The sequence below is a fragment of the Nonlabens ulvanivorans genome (genome assembly GCF_032922765.1).
Taxonomy (GTDB): Bacteria; Bacteroidota; Bacteroidia; order Flavobacteriales; family Flavobacteriaceae; genus Nonlabens; species Nonlabens ulvanivorans.
Map to the genome: position 1 here is coordinate 236,688 of NZ_CP136694.1, position 14,343 is coordinate 251,030.

General features: G+C 37.2%; 15 protein-coding genes. 11 read left to right on the top strand and 4 right to left on the bottom strand.

Going from position 1 to position 14,343, the window contains the following annotated elements; genetic code table 11:
• Positions 1-12 precede the first annotated feature (12 nt).
• Complete coding sequence (locus tag R1T42_RS00965; RefSeq protein WP_317290941.1) at positions 13-1,224, top strand: acetyl-CoA C-acyltransferase; 1,212 nt, start codon at positions 13-15, stop codon at positions 1,222-1,224.
• 89 nt (positions 1,225-1,313) lie between these two features.
• Here R1T42_RS00965 and R1T42_RS00970 read toward each other — a convergent pair whose 3' ends face one another.
• A complete protein-coding gene (locus R1T42_RS00970) occupies positions 1,314-2,084 on the bottom strand; it encodes a hypothetical protein (RefSeq protein ID WP_317290942.1) in 771 nt (256 codons plus the stop codon).
• Between the two features lie 26 nt (positions 2,085-2,110).
• A complete protein-coding gene (locus R1T42_RS00975; protein ID WP_317290943.1) occupies positions 2,111-2,911 on the bottom strand; it encodes a hypothetical protein in 801 nt (266 codons plus the stop codon).
• A gap of 282 nt (positions 2,912-3,193) precedes the next feature.
• Between R1T42_RS00975 and paaZ the strand changes: the two genes are divergently transcribed.
• The 6 genes from paaZ to aqpZ all read left to right on the top strand — a co-directional run bounded on the left by paaZ (position 3,194) and on the right by aqpZ (position 8,892).
• Positions 3,194-5,746, top strand: a complete 2,553-nt coding sequence (gene paaZ / locus R1T42_RS00980) for a phenylacetic acid degradation bifunctional protein PaaZ (protein WP_317290944.1) — start codon at positions 3,194-3,196, stop codon at positions 5,744-5,746.
• A gap of 63 nt (positions 5,747-5,809) precedes the next feature.
• Positions 5,810-5,926, top strand: coding sequence for a GIY-YIG nuclease family protein (locus R1T42_RS00985; RefSeq protein WP_317291850.1), 117 nt, complete (start codon positions 5,810-5,812; stop codon positions 5,924-5,926).
• A gap of 275 nt (positions 5,927-6,201) precedes the next feature.
• Positions 6,202-6,954, top strand: coding sequence for an enoyl-CoA hydratase/isomerase family protein (locus tag R1T42_RS00990; protein WP_317290945.1), 753 nt, complete (start codon positions 6,202-6,204; stop codon positions 6,952-6,954).
• 37 nt (positions 6,955-6,991) lie between these two features.
• Positions 6,992-7,372, top strand: coding sequence for a four helix bundle protein (locus tag R1T42_RS00995; protein WP_317290946.1), 381 nt, complete (start codon positions 6,992-6,994; stop codon positions 7,370-7,372).
• Positions 7,373-7,450: 78 nt separating this feature from the next.
• The gene (locus R1T42_RS01000) at positions 7,451-8,047 is read left to right on the top strand and encodes an acyltransferase (RefSeq protein WP_317290947.1); all 597 of its coding nucleotides are present in this window, start codon (positions 7,451-7,453) and stop codon (positions 8,045-8,047) included.
• A gap of 140 nt (positions 8,048-8,187) precedes the next feature.
• Entirely contained in the window at positions 8,188-8,892 is a 705-nt protein-coding gene (aqpZ, locus tag R1T42_RS01005) for an aquaporin Z (protein WP_317290948.1), read from the top strand.
• Positions 8,893-8,998: 106 nt separating this feature from the next.
• On the opposite strand, the gene R1T42_RS01010 is transcribed toward aqpZ, so the two are convergent.
• Positions 8,999-9,343: a hypothetical protein gene (locus R1T42_RS01010; protein WP_317290949.1), complete on the bottom strand. Its 345-nt coding sequence runs from the start codon at positions 9,341-9,343 to the stop codon at positions 8,999-9,001.
• Positions 9,344-9,502: 159 nt separating this feature from the next.
• Between R1T42_RS01010 and R1T42_RS01015 the strand changes: the two genes are divergently transcribed.
• From R1T42_RS01015 to R1T42_RS01030, 4 genes are read left to right on the top strand one after another with little or no spacing between them, the layout of a single operon-like run.
• Positions 9,503-10,783, top strand: a complete 1,281-nt coding sequence (locus R1T42_RS01015; protein WP_394805717.1) for a dihydrolipoamide acetyltransferase family protein — start codon at positions 9,503-9,505, stop codon at positions 10,781-10,783.
• 47 nt (positions 10,784-10,830) lie between these two features.
• A complete protein-coding gene (locus R1T42_RS01020; RefSeq protein ID WP_317290950.1) occupies positions 10,831-11,148 on the top strand; it encodes a GIY-YIG nuclease family protein in 318 nt (105 codons plus the stop codon).
• Positions 11,149-11,204: 56 nt separating this feature from the next.
• Complete coding sequence (locus R1T42_RS01025; RefSeq protein WP_317290951.1) at positions 11,205-13,289, top strand: alpha-ketoacid dehydrogenase subunit alpha/beta; 2,085 nt, start codon at positions 11,205-11,207, stop codon at positions 13,287-13,289.
• Positions 13,290-13,298: 9 nt separating this feature from the next.
• Positions 13,299-13,706: an OsmC family protein gene (locus R1T42_RS01030; RefSeq protein ID WP_317290952.1), complete on the top strand. Its 408-nt coding sequence runs from the start codon at positions 13,299-13,301 to the stop codon at positions 13,704-13,706.
• A 76-nt stretch (positions 13,707-13,782) separates the two neighbouring features.
• On the opposite strand, the gene R1T42_RS01035 is transcribed toward R1T42_RS01030, so the two are convergent.
• Complete coding sequence (locus R1T42_RS01035; protein WP_317290953.1) at positions 13,783-14,319, bottom strand: DUF4136 domain-containing protein; 537 nt, start codon at positions 14,317-14,319, stop codon at positions 13,783-13,785.
• Between the last annotated feature and the right edge of the window lie 24 nt (positions 14,320-14,343).

The window sequence follows — 14,343 nt, forward strand, 5'->3', positions numbered from 1 at the left end:
TAAATATACAAAATGAAAAACACATATATAATAGATGGTGTTCGTACACCGATAGGAAATTATAAAGGAACATTATCCACCATTAGACCAGATGATCTTGCAGCTCATGTAATCAAAACCGTAGTAGAAAGAAACCCTAATATTCCAACAGATGCTTATGCAGACGTGATAATGGGTTGTGCAAATCAGGCTGGAGAAGATAATCGTAATGTCGCTCGTATGGCAGGATTGCTTGCTGGGTTACCAGTTACAGTTCCAGGAGAAACGGTAAACAGATTATGTAGTTCTGGTTTAAGTGCCATAGTTCATGCGCACAGAGCAATACAAACCGGTGATGGAGATGTGTTTATATCTGGAGGAGTAGAGAACATGACTCGTGGACCACTAGTTATTGCAAAACCTAGTAGTGCTTTTGGAACTGATTCAAAGATGTATGATTCTAGTTTTGGATGGCGTTTTGTCAACCATAAAATGGCCGAAATGTATGGTGTAGATGGTATGGGAAACACGGCTGAAAATCTTGTAGAGAAATTTACAATCTCTCGTGAAGATCAAGATGCATTTGCAGCATGGTCACAGCAAAAAGCAACGGCAGCACAGCAATCAGGAAGACTTGCTAAGGAAATTGTAGCTGTAGAAATACTACAACGTAAAAAAGACCCTATCATCTTTAAAGATGATGAGTTCATTAAGCCGACTACTACAAAGGAGGTTCTAGCAAAACTGCGTCCAGCCTTTAAAAAAGAAGGTGGATCTGTAACTGCAGGGAATTCTAGTGGTTTAAATGATGGGGCGGCTGCAACAATTATTGCTAGTGAAGATGCTGTAAAGAAATACAACTTAAAGCCTATGGCTAGAGTGGTAAGTAGTGCTGTGGTAGGAGTAGAGCCTCGTATTATGGGTATAGGTCCTGTTACAGCTAGTAATAAAGCACTTGAAAAAGCAGGTCTAACTCTAGCTGATATGGACGTGATAGAACTTAATGAGGCATTTGCATCGCAAGCACTAGCCTGCACAAGAGCATGGGGACTTGCCGACGATGATGCACGTGTAAATCCTAACGGTGGATCTATCGCGATAGGTCATCCACTAGGTGTTACTGGAACGCGACTTGCTTATAGTGCTGCATTAGAATTACATATGACAGGAAAGAAATACGCGTTGATCACCATGTGTGTAGGTGTAGGACAAGGATATGCTATGGTGATTGAGAATGTTAGCTAAGATGATTTTTTAACTGTTTGATGTTAAGAAAAAAGCCCTCTAAATCTTAATAGATTTAGAGGGCTTTTTAAAAATAGATTAAGATTTTATTAATCTAGTCTTTCAATGAATACAGAAGATGTATTTGAACTTCTCAAATAAACATTGCCTATTTCTTGGGTTCTATTTACGTTAACTGTTATGACGTCATTAGTATTTAAATTTACTATTTCTGTTAACTCAATGCTACCATAATCTGGAGAAGAACTATTTGGTGAGATCATTTCACTACTTCTATAAATACCACCTGTAGCGGTACCGTTAATATTCAGTACAGCTTCTACAGCTAGTAATCGTTCGCTGGAATTATTAGAATATCCTACTAAAGATAGGTTTATAATTATCTTATATCTGCCAGCAGCTCCTATTCTAATAGAATTTGCAGAAATAGACGGATTAATTATTTGATAAATTACGGCATTATCATTAAAATAATTAGCTCCGAAAAGCTGAGCGGTTGTAGATCCATTGTTCAAATTATTTGATGAAGCACCACTAACTGCATTAGTGAATTTGGCCATACCACCTACCGTACCAAAAATAGGTTCCCATCTATTATTTTTAAAGAAGTAATAACCAACTCCAGTTGTAGTATTTGTATTATAAACTATTGTTCCATCTTCTGTTCCTATAGGTAAGGGAGTTACTGTAGATAAGTCATCGATGCTAACCTTTGGAAAAAGAACACCAGATGTTCCTGTAGAATCTTCAATAGTTAAGGCAGCACCTATAGCTGGAGTATCAGTGCCTATTGCCACTTGCGCATTTAAATTACTGTAGACTCCAATTAAAATTATAAAGAGTAGAAAAATATTTTTCATAGTATTTTTAAAAGTTAGTTTTGAATTTATCTTAATTTTTCAATAATAAATGCAGAGTTTCGTTCTGGATGCTCATTTACAGAAACAAGATCTATTCCTTCTAATCCACGGCAAGCAACCGAAATTTTTTCATTTGCATAAATTTCGATTACTTCTGTAAAATACAAAGTCCCATCGTCATCTCTATTACCTCCATTTCGATCCATCTCGGTACTTCTATGTAAACTACCGTCATATCTTATAGTAGGTATTGTAGTTGAATCATCGGTAATCTTCAATCTTCCTTGAATTGCACTCGACCCTGTGTTTTCCTGCTGCTCTAAACTAATAAAAACAGTAATTCGATAACGTCCGTTTTGTTGAATTCTAAGACTATTTACACTTCCAGAAGGATCAGGAATAGGGGTGAATAAGGTCGCGTTATCATTAAAGACGACACCATTCATCAATTCAATGTCAATTTCAGTTGTTGTGTTCAAATCTAAAGTGGAATCTCCATCTACTGATTCATCAAAATCAAACTTGGCTGATATGTTATCGAATAATTGAATAGGTGCCCACACAAAACCATTCCAGTAAAAATATCCTTGACCAGTAAATGTATTTGTATTATAAACCATCATGCCTTCTTCTGTTCCTGAAGGAAGTGGTGCTATAGTGTTTAAATCCACTATATCTGCATCAGGAAGTTTTACACCTTCTGTTCCACTACCATCGTCTACGTGGAGAACAGTTCCTGGAGCTGGATCTGTAGTTCCTATAGCTACCTGAGCATTAGAATTTAATAGAGTAAAGAGTGTGATTATGAGTGTTATATAAGGTTTCAATATAGTGGCTATAAAATTTTGCAACTGCTAAATTAGTTAATAATACTCCTTCAAAAACCTGGATATTAGAAAAGCTCAAATGTTTTCTACCACTAGTTGTTTTTTAAGGACGAAGTGCGGCAAAGTTTCTAGTTTCACTATTTTTCTTTTTTAATTTTTATAGGCTTAATCTACTTTAACTAACAAGTGTTAGTCTATTCGGTTGCTTTTCGTATTTTCGTAGACATATATAAGTGTTACGCTTTCGCGAAAGCGAGATCACAACCATCTATTAAAAAGAATATGATCTTAGAAAGTTACATCAATGGCCAGTGGCAAGCTGGTGAAGAGAAATCTACACGTAATATGTATGACGCCATTACTGGTGACATCATAGGTCTTACAAGTACTGAAGGTTTAGATATTGCTAGTGCGTTACAATATGGTCGCGATCATGGTAAGGTGTTGAGAGATATGACCTTTCAGCAACGTGGTAATATGATTAAGAAATTAGCACTTTATCTCAATAAAAGAAAAAAAGCGTTTTACGACATTAGTTACAAAACTGGTGCTACACGTGCAGATAGTTGGGTAGATATAGAAGGTGGTTTTGGAAATCTATTTGCAAATGCTAGTTTGAGAAAACTCTTTCCAGATCAGAGTTATGCCGTAGAAGGTGATCCTATTGATTTATCGCGTGGTGGTCGTTTTATGGCACATCACATTCTAGTACCTCGCAAAGGTGTCGCCGTGCATATCAATGCATTTAATTTTCCAGTTTGGGGAATGTTAGAAAAATGTGCTGTAAACTGGATGGCTGGTATGCCAGCAGTAGTTTTGCCAGCGCCGCAAACAGCGTTTTTAACGGAAGCTGTAGTGCGCGAAATCATAAATTCAGGAATCCTTCCAGAAGGTTCTTTACAACTCTTAAGTGGTCTTACTACAAGTATTCTAGATACGGTAAACTCGCAAGACGTTGTAACCTTTACAGGTAGTGCGCATACAGGTAGAAAATTAAAAGCACATCCACGATTATTAGAAGAATCAGTTCCATTCACGATGGAGGCAGATTCATTAAATTCATCTGTCTTAGGACCAGATGCTGTTCCTGGAACTCCAGAATTTGACATATTTGTAAAAGAAGTACGTAAAGAGATGACCTCTAAAGCTGGACAAAAATGTACAGCGATTAGAAGAATTCTTGTCCCAGAAAACCTGATGGAAGACGTGCAAATCGCATTAGGAAAACAGCTTTCTAAAACCGTTATAGGAGATCCATTATTGAGAGAAACTCGCATGGGTGCTCTTATTAATAACGATCAAAGAGAGACTACTAAATCACAAATTTCAAAAATTGCTCAGACCGCACAAATGGTTTATGGTAACCTAGATGAGGTAGAAATTTTAGGAGATCGCGCCCAAAAAGGAGCTTTTATGTCACCTATTTTAATGCGAGAAGATCAACCGTTTAAAAATACCGCAGCTCATGAAGTAGAATGTTTTGGTCCTGTGAGTACGTTGATGCCATATAAAAATCTAGATGAGGCGATTGAACTGGCTCATATGGGTAAAGGCTCGTTAGTAAGCAGTGTCGTTACTGGTGATGACGCTTTCGCGAAAGCGTACACCATAAACGCAGCATCTTCACATGGTAGAATATTGACTTTAAATAGAGATAGTGCACCACAATCCACAGGGCATGGCTCTCCATTACCACTGTTAGTACATGGTGGACCAGGACGTGCTGGTGGTGGCGAGGAAATGGGTGGACTGCGAGGTATTAAACACTATATGCAGCGTTGTGCCGTTCAAGGAAGTCCAACTTCGTTAACTGAAATCACTGGAATATATCAGCCTAATGGAGCTTATAAAAAAGCAGAGAATCATCCATTCTCATACCATTATGAAGATATTAAACCAGGAATGAGCCTAGAGACTCATAAAAGAACACTGACTGATAATGATATCCAGAATTTTGCAAACTTAACTTGGGATCATTTCTATGCGCATACAGATATTACCAGTTTAGATGGTAGTATTTTTAAGAAACGTACCGCACACGGTTATTTTATAATCAGTGCAGCAGCAGGATTGTTTGTTTATCCTAATAAAGGACCAGTGAGTGCAAATTATGGTCTAGAAGACATCCGTTTCTTAAGACCGCTGTATCATAATGACACGATTTATGTACGATTGACTTGTAAGGAAAAACGAGAAAGAGACGTTACTGGTCGTGAGCATCCTTCTGGAATTGTAAAATGGTATGTAGAAGTTTTTGATGCAGAGCCAGTAGATTATGAAAATGGTAAGACTGATGAAGAAGCAACAGCACTTGTAGCGGTAGCGACTATTCTTACTATGGTAGAGAAAAAACAAACCGTTTTTCCAGAAATTACGGAAGGTTACATAAAGTCTGCTTTATCAAAACTTAGCGAAGATTCAAAACCACAATGGGGTACAATGACACCACAGCACATGGTAGAACATCTAGAGATGAGTTATAGAATTGCTAGCGGAGAGATCCAAGATTTTGAAGTCGCTACACCAGATGAATATCTAGAAAAAGTAGCAGCGACTTTGTGGAATTATGATAAAATGCCACAAAATCACAAAATGCCATTAATGAAAGATGGCGAGCTAGAAGACTTAAAGCATGAAGACTTAGAAACTGCAAAGCAACAACTTCTAGAAGCTAGAAATGAATATCTAGATTTCTATAAAAAGAATCCAAAAGCAACTACTATGAATGCTGTTTTTGGACCGTTGAGTAAGTATGAGTGGACTTTGTTGGAGAGAAAGCATTTGAGTCACCATTTTGAACAGTTTAATATTTCCGCGCAGGCGGAAATCTTTTAGTACCATCGTAATGAATATTAAATTGTACAATCCATAACAGTGAAAACCTACTATGTTTACATAATGTCTAGTAAAAATAATAGAATACTTTATGTAGGTGCAACTGATGATATCAAAAGAAGAACCTTTGAGCATAGACTAAGAAATATAAAACATCTTTCTCCTCAAAATACAATGTAGATTGGTTAGTTTATTACGAAGTAGTAAAAGGAACTTGGGAAGAAGCGCATAAAAGAGAAAAACAACTAAAAAAATGGAATCGAGCTTGGAAAATAAGAATTATAGAAGAAAAAAATCCAGAGTGGATAGATTTGAGTTCAGATTGGGATTTGAGTTTTGAGATGATGAGAATAAAAATATAAGTTTAACAAGAGTAACTTCTTGGTTTGTGAATTTCATAAACGGTAGTTGCTCAAATAAAGAGACATCCGCCTGCGCGGATGCAGCCTACGGCTATGACTAAGGAATACGTAAAAACAACAACAGAAAATCAAATACAAACCATAGAATTCTTTCACCCAGCGCACAACTCGTTGCCAGGTGATATTCTAGCACAACTTGCGCAAGCTATTACAGATGCTGGTAACGATGACGCTACTAAGGTGATCATCCTAAAATCTGGTGGAGAACGCACTTTTTGTGCAGGAGCTAGCTTTAAAGAATTAATAGCTGTAAACGATGCAAAAACAGGAGAGATATTCTTCTCTGGTTTTGCAAATGTGATTAATGCCATGCGCAAGTGTCCTAAATTTATACTAGGTCGTGTACAAGGTAAAACCGTTGGTGGTGGAGTAGGTATAGCAAGTGCAACGGACTATTGCTTTGCTACTAAATTTGCCAGTATTAAATTAAGCGAACTCAACATAGGAATCGGGCCATTTGTGGTAGGTCCAGCGGTGGAACGTAAATTAGGTTTAACAGGAATGAGTCAGATTGCTATCAACGCAAACGAATTCTACACACCGAAATGGGCAAAAGAAAACGGCCTTTTTGCTGAGGTTTATGATTCTTCAGAAGAAATGGATGCAGGAATAAAAGCATTTGCCGAAAACCTTTGTACTTATAATCCAGATGCCATGGCAGAAATGAAAAAAATGTTCTGGTCTGGTTGTGAAAACTGGGATCAATTACTTTTTGAAAGAGCAAAAATTTCAGGGAGACTTGTTTTGAGTGAGTTTACAAAGGAAACGTTGAAGCGCTTCGCTTAGGTTATAGGTATGTGTGATGAGTTTCAGTTAAAACATTATGAATAGTCAATATCATTTTAAATTTGAAGATTTGTTGGTCTATCAAAAAGCTATGAGTTTTGGTGAGGAAGTAGATCAATTGGTAATTAATTTTCCGCAAAGAGAATTATATGCCTTAAGTTCTCAATTTAGAAGAGCAGCTGACTCTATTGCACTTAATATTGCTGAAGGTTATCCAGGAAGTGATGCACAATTTGTGAAACATATTAATCATGCACTGCATAGTTCAAACGAATGTGTGTCAGCAAATGAGAAAGCTTTAATGCGTGAGTATATCTCCTATGAACAAAGGGAAGAAATTCGTAAACAAATCACTACAATACAGAAAATGTTGACAAGTTTGCGATCTAAAATTCGTCAGCGATTGAGTGAATCATAATTTACCACATACCACATACCACATACCACATACCACATACCACATACCACATACCACATACCACATACCACATACCACATGATCTACTCTTTCAAATCCCAGATTCCAGTAATTCACGAGTCCAGTTTTGTTCATCCACAAGCTACAATTATTGGTAATGTAATCATAGGTAAGAACTGTTACGTAGGTCCTAGTGCTGTGATACGTGGCGATTGGGGCGAGATTATATTAGAAGATGGTGTTAATGTTCAGGAGAACTGTACCGTACATATGTTTCCTGGTAAAAGCATTACACTTAAAGAAAGCGCTCATGTAGGTCACGGCGCTATTATTCATGGTGCAAACCTAGGAAGCAATTGTATGATAGGTATGAATAGTGTGATAATGGATGACGCAACTATAGGAGATGAATGTATAGTTGGAGCTATGGCATTTGTAAAAGCCGAAGCTGTTTTTGAACCACGCAGTCTTATCGTAGGGAATCCAGCCAAAAAAATCAAAGAAGTCTCAGACCAAATGATTGCCTGGAAAACCGCTGGCACAAAATTATATAAGCAATTACCAGCAGATTGTCACGAGACGATGAGAGAAGTAAAGCCGCTGCGTGAAATCCCAGAAAACAGACCGATTCAAGAAGATTTTTATAAGACGCTACAAGAGATAAAAAAGGAGTAGTATCTCGTCTGTTTTTTGTGTTATTTGTAGAGATTACATCATTTGCGTATTGCTTTTTTTGATAAATGAAAATTGTGTAATAAATTAGGTGATTGATAATGAGTAGTTTACTTATTTTTAACCAACTTAAATTTATTTTTATGAAAAAACTATTAGCAGAATTTATTGGAACTTTTTGGCTTGTACTAGGTGGATGTGGAAGTGCAGTACTCGCAGCTGGCATTCCAGATATAGGAATAGGACTCGTAGGTGTTTCTTTAGCTTTTGGACTTACCGTATTAACAGGAGCATATGCATTAGGACATATATCTGGTGGACATTTTAATCCAGCTGTATCCATAGGTTTGTTTATGGGCGGTAGATTTGAAGGCAAAGATCTTCTAGGATATATTGTTTCACAGGTATTAGGTGGCGCTGTAGGTGCTGCGGTACTTTATCTTATTGTAAGTAGCTCTGCAGATTTTACAGGACTAGGGTCTAATCCAGGTGCGTTTGCTACTAATTTTTATGATGCAAATGTTTACGGTGTAAACTTTGGATTAGTGGGAGCATTAGTTATCGAGGTTGTTATGACTTTTATGTTTTTAATAGTGATTTTAGGAGCGACACATAAAAATGCTTCACCAGGATTTGGAGGTATGGCAATTGGTCTTGCTTTAACTTTAATTCATTTAATAAGCATACCAGTAACTAACACATCAGTTAATCCAGCTCGTAGTACAGCCGTGGCTATTTTTGCAGGCGCAGACGCTATGGGGCAATTATGGTTATTCTGGGTAGCACCTATTGTAGGAGCAGCTCTAGCAGGAGTCGTCTATAAATTTATGGCTCCTAATAATAATTAATATTTAACAAGTCATAAGTTATTTAAAAACCAGAGTCAATCGCTCTGGTTTTTTTATACTTGATGATTTACAAAAAAGGTTGTTTATTCTGGTTGACGTAATTCTTCTAATTCTTTTTGAAGCTGTATTCGTTCATTTTTAATCGATCTATTTTTCTATTATCCTGATAATTCCAGACAAAATAAGCGATAGTCATACATGCAGCGTACCATATTGCGATGCATAGTACAGTTCCGAAATATCCAAAATCGCTAAGATCTAACGCCGTAACACTCTTTTTTCTATAAACACCGTCAGCAACACTTGTATAAGTAGGTCCTACAAAGCTGATAAAAACACCAAACAATAAAACATTAATCCAGTTGCGTCCTATCCAATTTTTGGAGCGTTCTGCTTTTTCAATTTTATATTGATTTGCTAGCAGCGCTTTTTCCTTATAATGAATTTGCATTCTTTCTTCTTTAACAACGTGAAAATAAGTAATGATTTTTTGATTTTGAGAATTCCGCTTTCGCGAAAGCGGAATTACAACAAAATTTATGCGACTAACAAGCGTTAGTTTTCTTATTTTTATACCATGGCAAAGACTATGGATTTTTTGCTCCCAAAAATGGGAGAATCAATAACAGAAGGAACAATACTTAACTGGCTAGTTCAAGAAGGAGAAGCTTTTGAAGAAGGTGATATTCTTGTTGAAGTAGGTACAGATAAGGTAGATAATGAAGTGCCAGCACCAGCGGCAGGGATAATGTCTAAGCATTTATGCGCTAACGGTGATGTGGTAGAAATAGGTAGCGTGATTGCTCAATTTGAAGAGTCAGATGGGTCTGTAAAGACGGTTGCCGCTCCAAAATCTGCTGATTCTAATACGGTAGTTAAGAGTGAATCTTCTGTGAGTAAGCAGCCTAAACCAGTAAAGACAACTTCAAAAACTACTTCGGTTTCTAATTCTTATGTGAATCAAGATCTTTTTGTGAGTCCGCTTATTGATAGTATGGCGCGCAAACATCATATGTCTTATGAAGAACTAGCTCGCATACCAGCAACTGGTCATGAAGGTAGATTGAGGAAAAGCGATGTGGTGAACTATCTCAACGAAGGAAGATCTTTTCAATTTGCACAAGCAGTAAATAATGAACCAGATCCTACGGCATATCGTATACCACAATTAAAACTGGATAAAGGAACTGGAACTATTATAAAAATGGACCGCATGCGCTCTATGATTGCAGATCATATGGTGTATTCTAAACATACAAGTCCACATGTGACTGCTTATGTGGAGGCAGATCTTACAGATTTAGTGAACTGGCGTAATAAAAATAAAGCACCTTTTCAAGAAAAATACGGTGAGCGATTAACGTTTACACCGCTTTTTGTAGATGCGGTAGCGAGAGCAATTAAGGAATATCCTAATATCAACGCTAGTGTAGATGGTTCCAATATCATCGTTAAAGAAAATATCAACGTAGGTATGGCGACGGCATTACCATCAGGTAATTTAATAGTACCTGTGGTAAAAAATGCAGACCAAAAATCTCTACAAGACATTGCAGCCGATGTGAATCGCATGGCAAACCTAGCACGTGAGAATAAATTAGGTGGAGACGATATTAAAGGAGGAACATTTACGATATCAAATGTGGGAACTTTTGGTTCATTAATGGGAACACCTATTATTAATCAACCAGAGGTAGCTATTCTAGCAACAGGAATCATTAAAAAACGTGCTGAGGTAATGACACGCGATGGAGTAGATTCTATAGAAATACGTAGTATGATGATGTTATCATTATCATTTGACCATAGAGTAGTAGATGGATTTTTAGGAGGTAGTTTTTTAAAGCAAGTGGCTTTGAATCTAGAGGCAGCGCCTGATAAAGATTATTAATGAAATTGATTTTCCGCGCTCGATGCGGAAACTGCTAGTTTTATCTAATGGCCAGTTACGAGCACAAATATTATGTCTATTTACTTTCTAACAAGAAAGATGGTGTTTTATATGTAGGAATGACCGATGATATAAAACATAGAATAAATCAGCACAAGGAAGAAAAATATAAAAAAGCATTCTCTAAAAGATACCAGACTAAAAAACTGGTCTATTTTGAAGAATTTCAATGGGTTCAAGAGGCACAAGCAAGAGAGAAAAAGCTGAAGAAGTGGAAACGGCAATGGAAAATAGACCTTATTGAAAAGGATAATCCAGAATGGCTAGATCTTGCAGAGGCTTGGTGGGATGATGAGAATTATTAATTAGTATGGAGTAAGTATAATCAGATTCCGCATCAAGTGCGGAAATTCAAGATATTATGAAAATAAGTAAAGAAATTTTAGAATTCGGATATAAAAACCTAACCACTGCCAAAGCTATGGCGGAACTCTACGAAGAGAACTTTAAAACAGTTTCTAAGTATGTGCATGCCACCAGTCGTGGTCATGAGGTGATTCAGACTGCGCTAGGAATGCAGTTGTTACCACAAGATTATGCTTTTCCATATTACCGCGATGACGCGATGTTACTTTCTATAGGGATGAAACCTTATGATCTAATGTTGCAATTGCTGGCTAAAAAAGATGATCCTTTCTCTGGTGGACGTACCTACTACTCACATCCATCGTTGAATGATATCGATAAACCTAAAATACCACATCAATCTAGTGCTACAGGAATGCAGGCTATTCCTGCTACTGGTGTAGCGTTAGGATTTCACTATCGAGAGAGTTTAACTGACGAGCAACGAGCAGCTATTGATTCAAGTTCGAGTTCAAGTTCAAGTTCTGATTCCATTGTAGTTTGTTCTCTAGGTGACGCATCAGTAACAGAAGGAGAGATTGCTGAGGCTTTTCAAATGGCGGCTTTGAAACAGTTGCCTATTCTTTATTTAGTACAAGATAACGGTTGGGATATCAGTGCAAACGCTGCTGAAACTCGTGCACAAAATGCTGCCGAATATGCTGCGGGATTCCACGGTATAGAAGCTATTTCTATCGATGGGACTGATTTTCGAGAAAGTTACAACACCTTAAACGAGGTGATTGAAAAAATAAGAACAGAACGTAGACCGTTTCTGGTTCACGCTACAGTGCCGTTATTAAATCACCACACGAGTGGTGTAAGAATGGAATTTTATCGCGATGATTTGGAAGAGGCGAGAAGCCGTGATCCATATCCGCGTATGAGACAGTTACTTCTCGATAATGGATTTAGTGAGCAGGATTTAGATGGTTATGACGCTTTCGCGAAAGCGGAATCTGAAAAATCTCTTGATCAAGCAATGAAAATGCCCGATCCTGAGCCAGCAGATTTATTCACACATGACTTTGCACCAACGCCAATAACGGAAGAAAAAGGAGAGCGCTCTCCATTAGGTGCGGAGAAAGTCGTGATGGTAGATTGTGCTCTATTTGCCATTGAAGAATTGATGAAAAAACATCCAGAATGCTTGTTATATGGGCAAGATGTAGGTGGTAGATTAGGTGGTGTTTTTAGAGAAGCAGCAACGCTAGCGCAAAAATTTGGCGATAATAGAGTTTTCAACACGCCTATTCAAGAAGCATTTATAGTAGGTAGTACCGTAGGAATGAGTGCCGCAGGTTTAAAACCGATTGTAGAAGTGCAATTTGCAGATTATATCTGGCCTGGATTGAACCAGTTATTTACAGAGGTTTCTCGATCTAATTACTTAAGTAATGGTAAATGGCCAGTGTCAATGATATTGAGAGTACCTATAGGTGCTTACGGTTCTGGTGGTCCTTACCATTCTAGTTCTATGGAAAGTGTGGTTTCTAACATAAGAGGTCTTAAAATCGCCTATCCATCAAATGGTGCCGATTTAAAAGGATTGATGAAAGCTGCTTATTATGATCCTAATCCGGTGGTGATTTTTGAGCATAAAGGATTGTATTGGTCTAAAGTAAAAGGAACTAAAGGCGCTACAAGTGTAGAACCTAGTGAGGACTATGTGTTGCCGTTTGGAAAAGCATGGGTACTACAAGAAATCTGGAAAAAAGAAGAAGAAGAAACCTTGAGTATTATTACTTATGGAATGGGTGTGCACTGGGCAATGAATGCTACAGAAGAACTTGGTTTACAGGATAGAGTAGAAGTAGTGGATTTAAGAACGCTGCATCCACTAGATTATGAAACGGTTTTTGCGAGTGTAAAGAAATGTGGTAAATGCCTGGTAGTTACTGAAGAACCTAGTGAGAATAGTTTCTCACGTGCCTTACAAGGTCGCATTCAAGAAGAATGTTTCAAATACATCGACGCTCCGGTAATGGTCATAGGATCTGAAAATATGCCAGCGATTCCATTAAATTCTGTTCTTGAGGAAACGATGATTCCTAGTACAGAGAAAGTAAAAACTAAGATTGAGGAAATTCTTAATTATTAAAGAGCGAAAATGAAAGTACAAATAGAAAGAAAAAACACAGAATATCTACTAGAGGCAAAAGGTGTTTCTGGAAACACCGTGATGATAGACCATAGCGGTATGGAAACAGTTCAAGGAGTAAGTCCTATGGAGTTACTTCTTATGGGTGTAGGCTCTTGTAGTGCGATAGATATTATCGCGATTTTAAAAAAACAACGCCAGAATATTACTAGTTATAAGGTTGAGGTCACTGGAGAGCGTTATGAGTTAGATGATTCTAAGCCATTTAAATCTATGCATGTTCTTGTGAAATTAGAAGGAGACATCAATCCAGATAAAGCTCAAAAAGCAGCCGATTTAAGTTTTGATAAATACTGCTCTGTTTCAAAGAGTTTTGATAAGTGTGTGGAGATCACATATGAGGTTAAAGTGAATTAATAGATTTAATATTTATAACAATTTAATTTCAAATACATAAAAAGGAATTGTCATAAATATAAAATGAGAATTAACCTTACTGCGGTGGATATTGCATTAAAATTTCTTGAACAATCTTATTGATTCGTTCTGTTTTTTTAACTGGATCATTACTACGTATTGGTGCAGTTCCTACACCTTGCCATATCAATTCTTTTTTCTGTGCATCTATAAAGTCAATATGTAATACACCTTCATTTACTGTATTAACATTATTACCGCCAAAACCGTTATTCCAACCTAATCCGCCCCAGCCCCAACCAAAGCCAGCATTCCAGCCCCAATTATTGTACACATCTACACGCTGTTGAGTTTTAGTAAAGATATTAATCATGACGTCTGGAGTTTGTGATTTTGCCCAGCCGCTTGCTAGCATTTGTTCATCAATTGCTTTTAAAATACGTTTTTTATCTAAGTCGTTAATGTCGGCCTCATCGATACCTTGTTTAAAATATCCGTAGGTCTTAAATTGATTAAAATCAGTTCCTACTGCATAGTCTTGAGAAACTCTCACGGTTTGACATCCTACTAGCAATACGATTGCTGCGATTAGTAAAGTAGCTTTTTTTATCATGGCTTTATAGATTGCGCTTTCGCG

Coding starts and splice junctions, on each gene's coding strand:
- R1T42_RS00965 (WP_317290941.1), top strand. CDS start 13: ATGAAAAACACATATATAATAGATGGTGTTCGTACACCGATAGGAAAT.
- R1T42_RS00970 (WP_317290942.1), bottom strand. CDS start 2,084: ATGAAAAATATTTTTCTACTCTTTATAATTTTAATTGGAGTCTACAGT.
- paaZ (WP_317290944.1), top strand. CDS start 3,194: ATGATCTTAGAAAGTTACATCAATGGCCAGTGGCAAGCTGGTGAAGAG.
- R1T42_RS00985 (WP_317291850.1), top strand. CDS start 5,810: ATGTCTAGTAAAAATAATAGAATACTTTATGTAGGTGCAACTGATGAT.
- R1T42_RS00990 (WP_317290945.1), top strand. CDS start 6,202: ATGACTAAGGAATACGTAAAAACAACAACAGAAAATCAAATACAAACC.
- R1T42_RS00995 (WP_317290946.1), top strand. CDS start 6,992: ATGAATAGTCAATATCATTTTAAATTTGAAGATTTGTTGGTCTATCAA.
- R1T42_RS01000 (WP_317290947.1), top strand. CDS start 7,451: ATGATCTACTCTTTCAAATCCCAGATTCCAGTAATTCACGAGTCCAGT.
- aqpZ (WP_317290948.1), top strand. CDS start 8,188: ATGAAAAAACTATTAGCAGAATTTATTGGAACTTTTTGGCTTGTACTA.
- R1T42_RS01010 (WP_317290949.1), bottom strand. CDS start 9,343: ATGCAAATTCATTATAAGGAAAAAGCGCTGCTAGCAAATCAATATAAA.
- R1T42_RS01015 (WP_394805717.1), top strand. CDS start 9,503: ATGGGAGAATCAATAACAGAAGGAACAATACTTAACTGGCTAGTTCAA.
- R1T42_RS01020 (WP_317290950.1), top strand. CDS start 10,831: ATGGCCAGTTACGAGCACAAATATTATGTCTATTTACTTTCTAACAAG.
- R1T42_RS01025 (WP_317290951.1), top strand. CDS start 11,205: ATGAAAATAAGTAAAGAAATTTTAGAATTCGGATATAAAAACCTAACC.
- R1T42_RS01030 (WP_317290952.1), top strand. CDS start 13,299: ATGAAAGTACAAATAGAAAGAAAAAACACAGAATATCTACTAGAGGCA.
- R1T42_RS01035 (WP_317290953.1), bottom strand. CDS start 14,319: ATGATAAAAAAAGCTACTTTACTAATCGCAGCAATCGTATTGCTAGTA.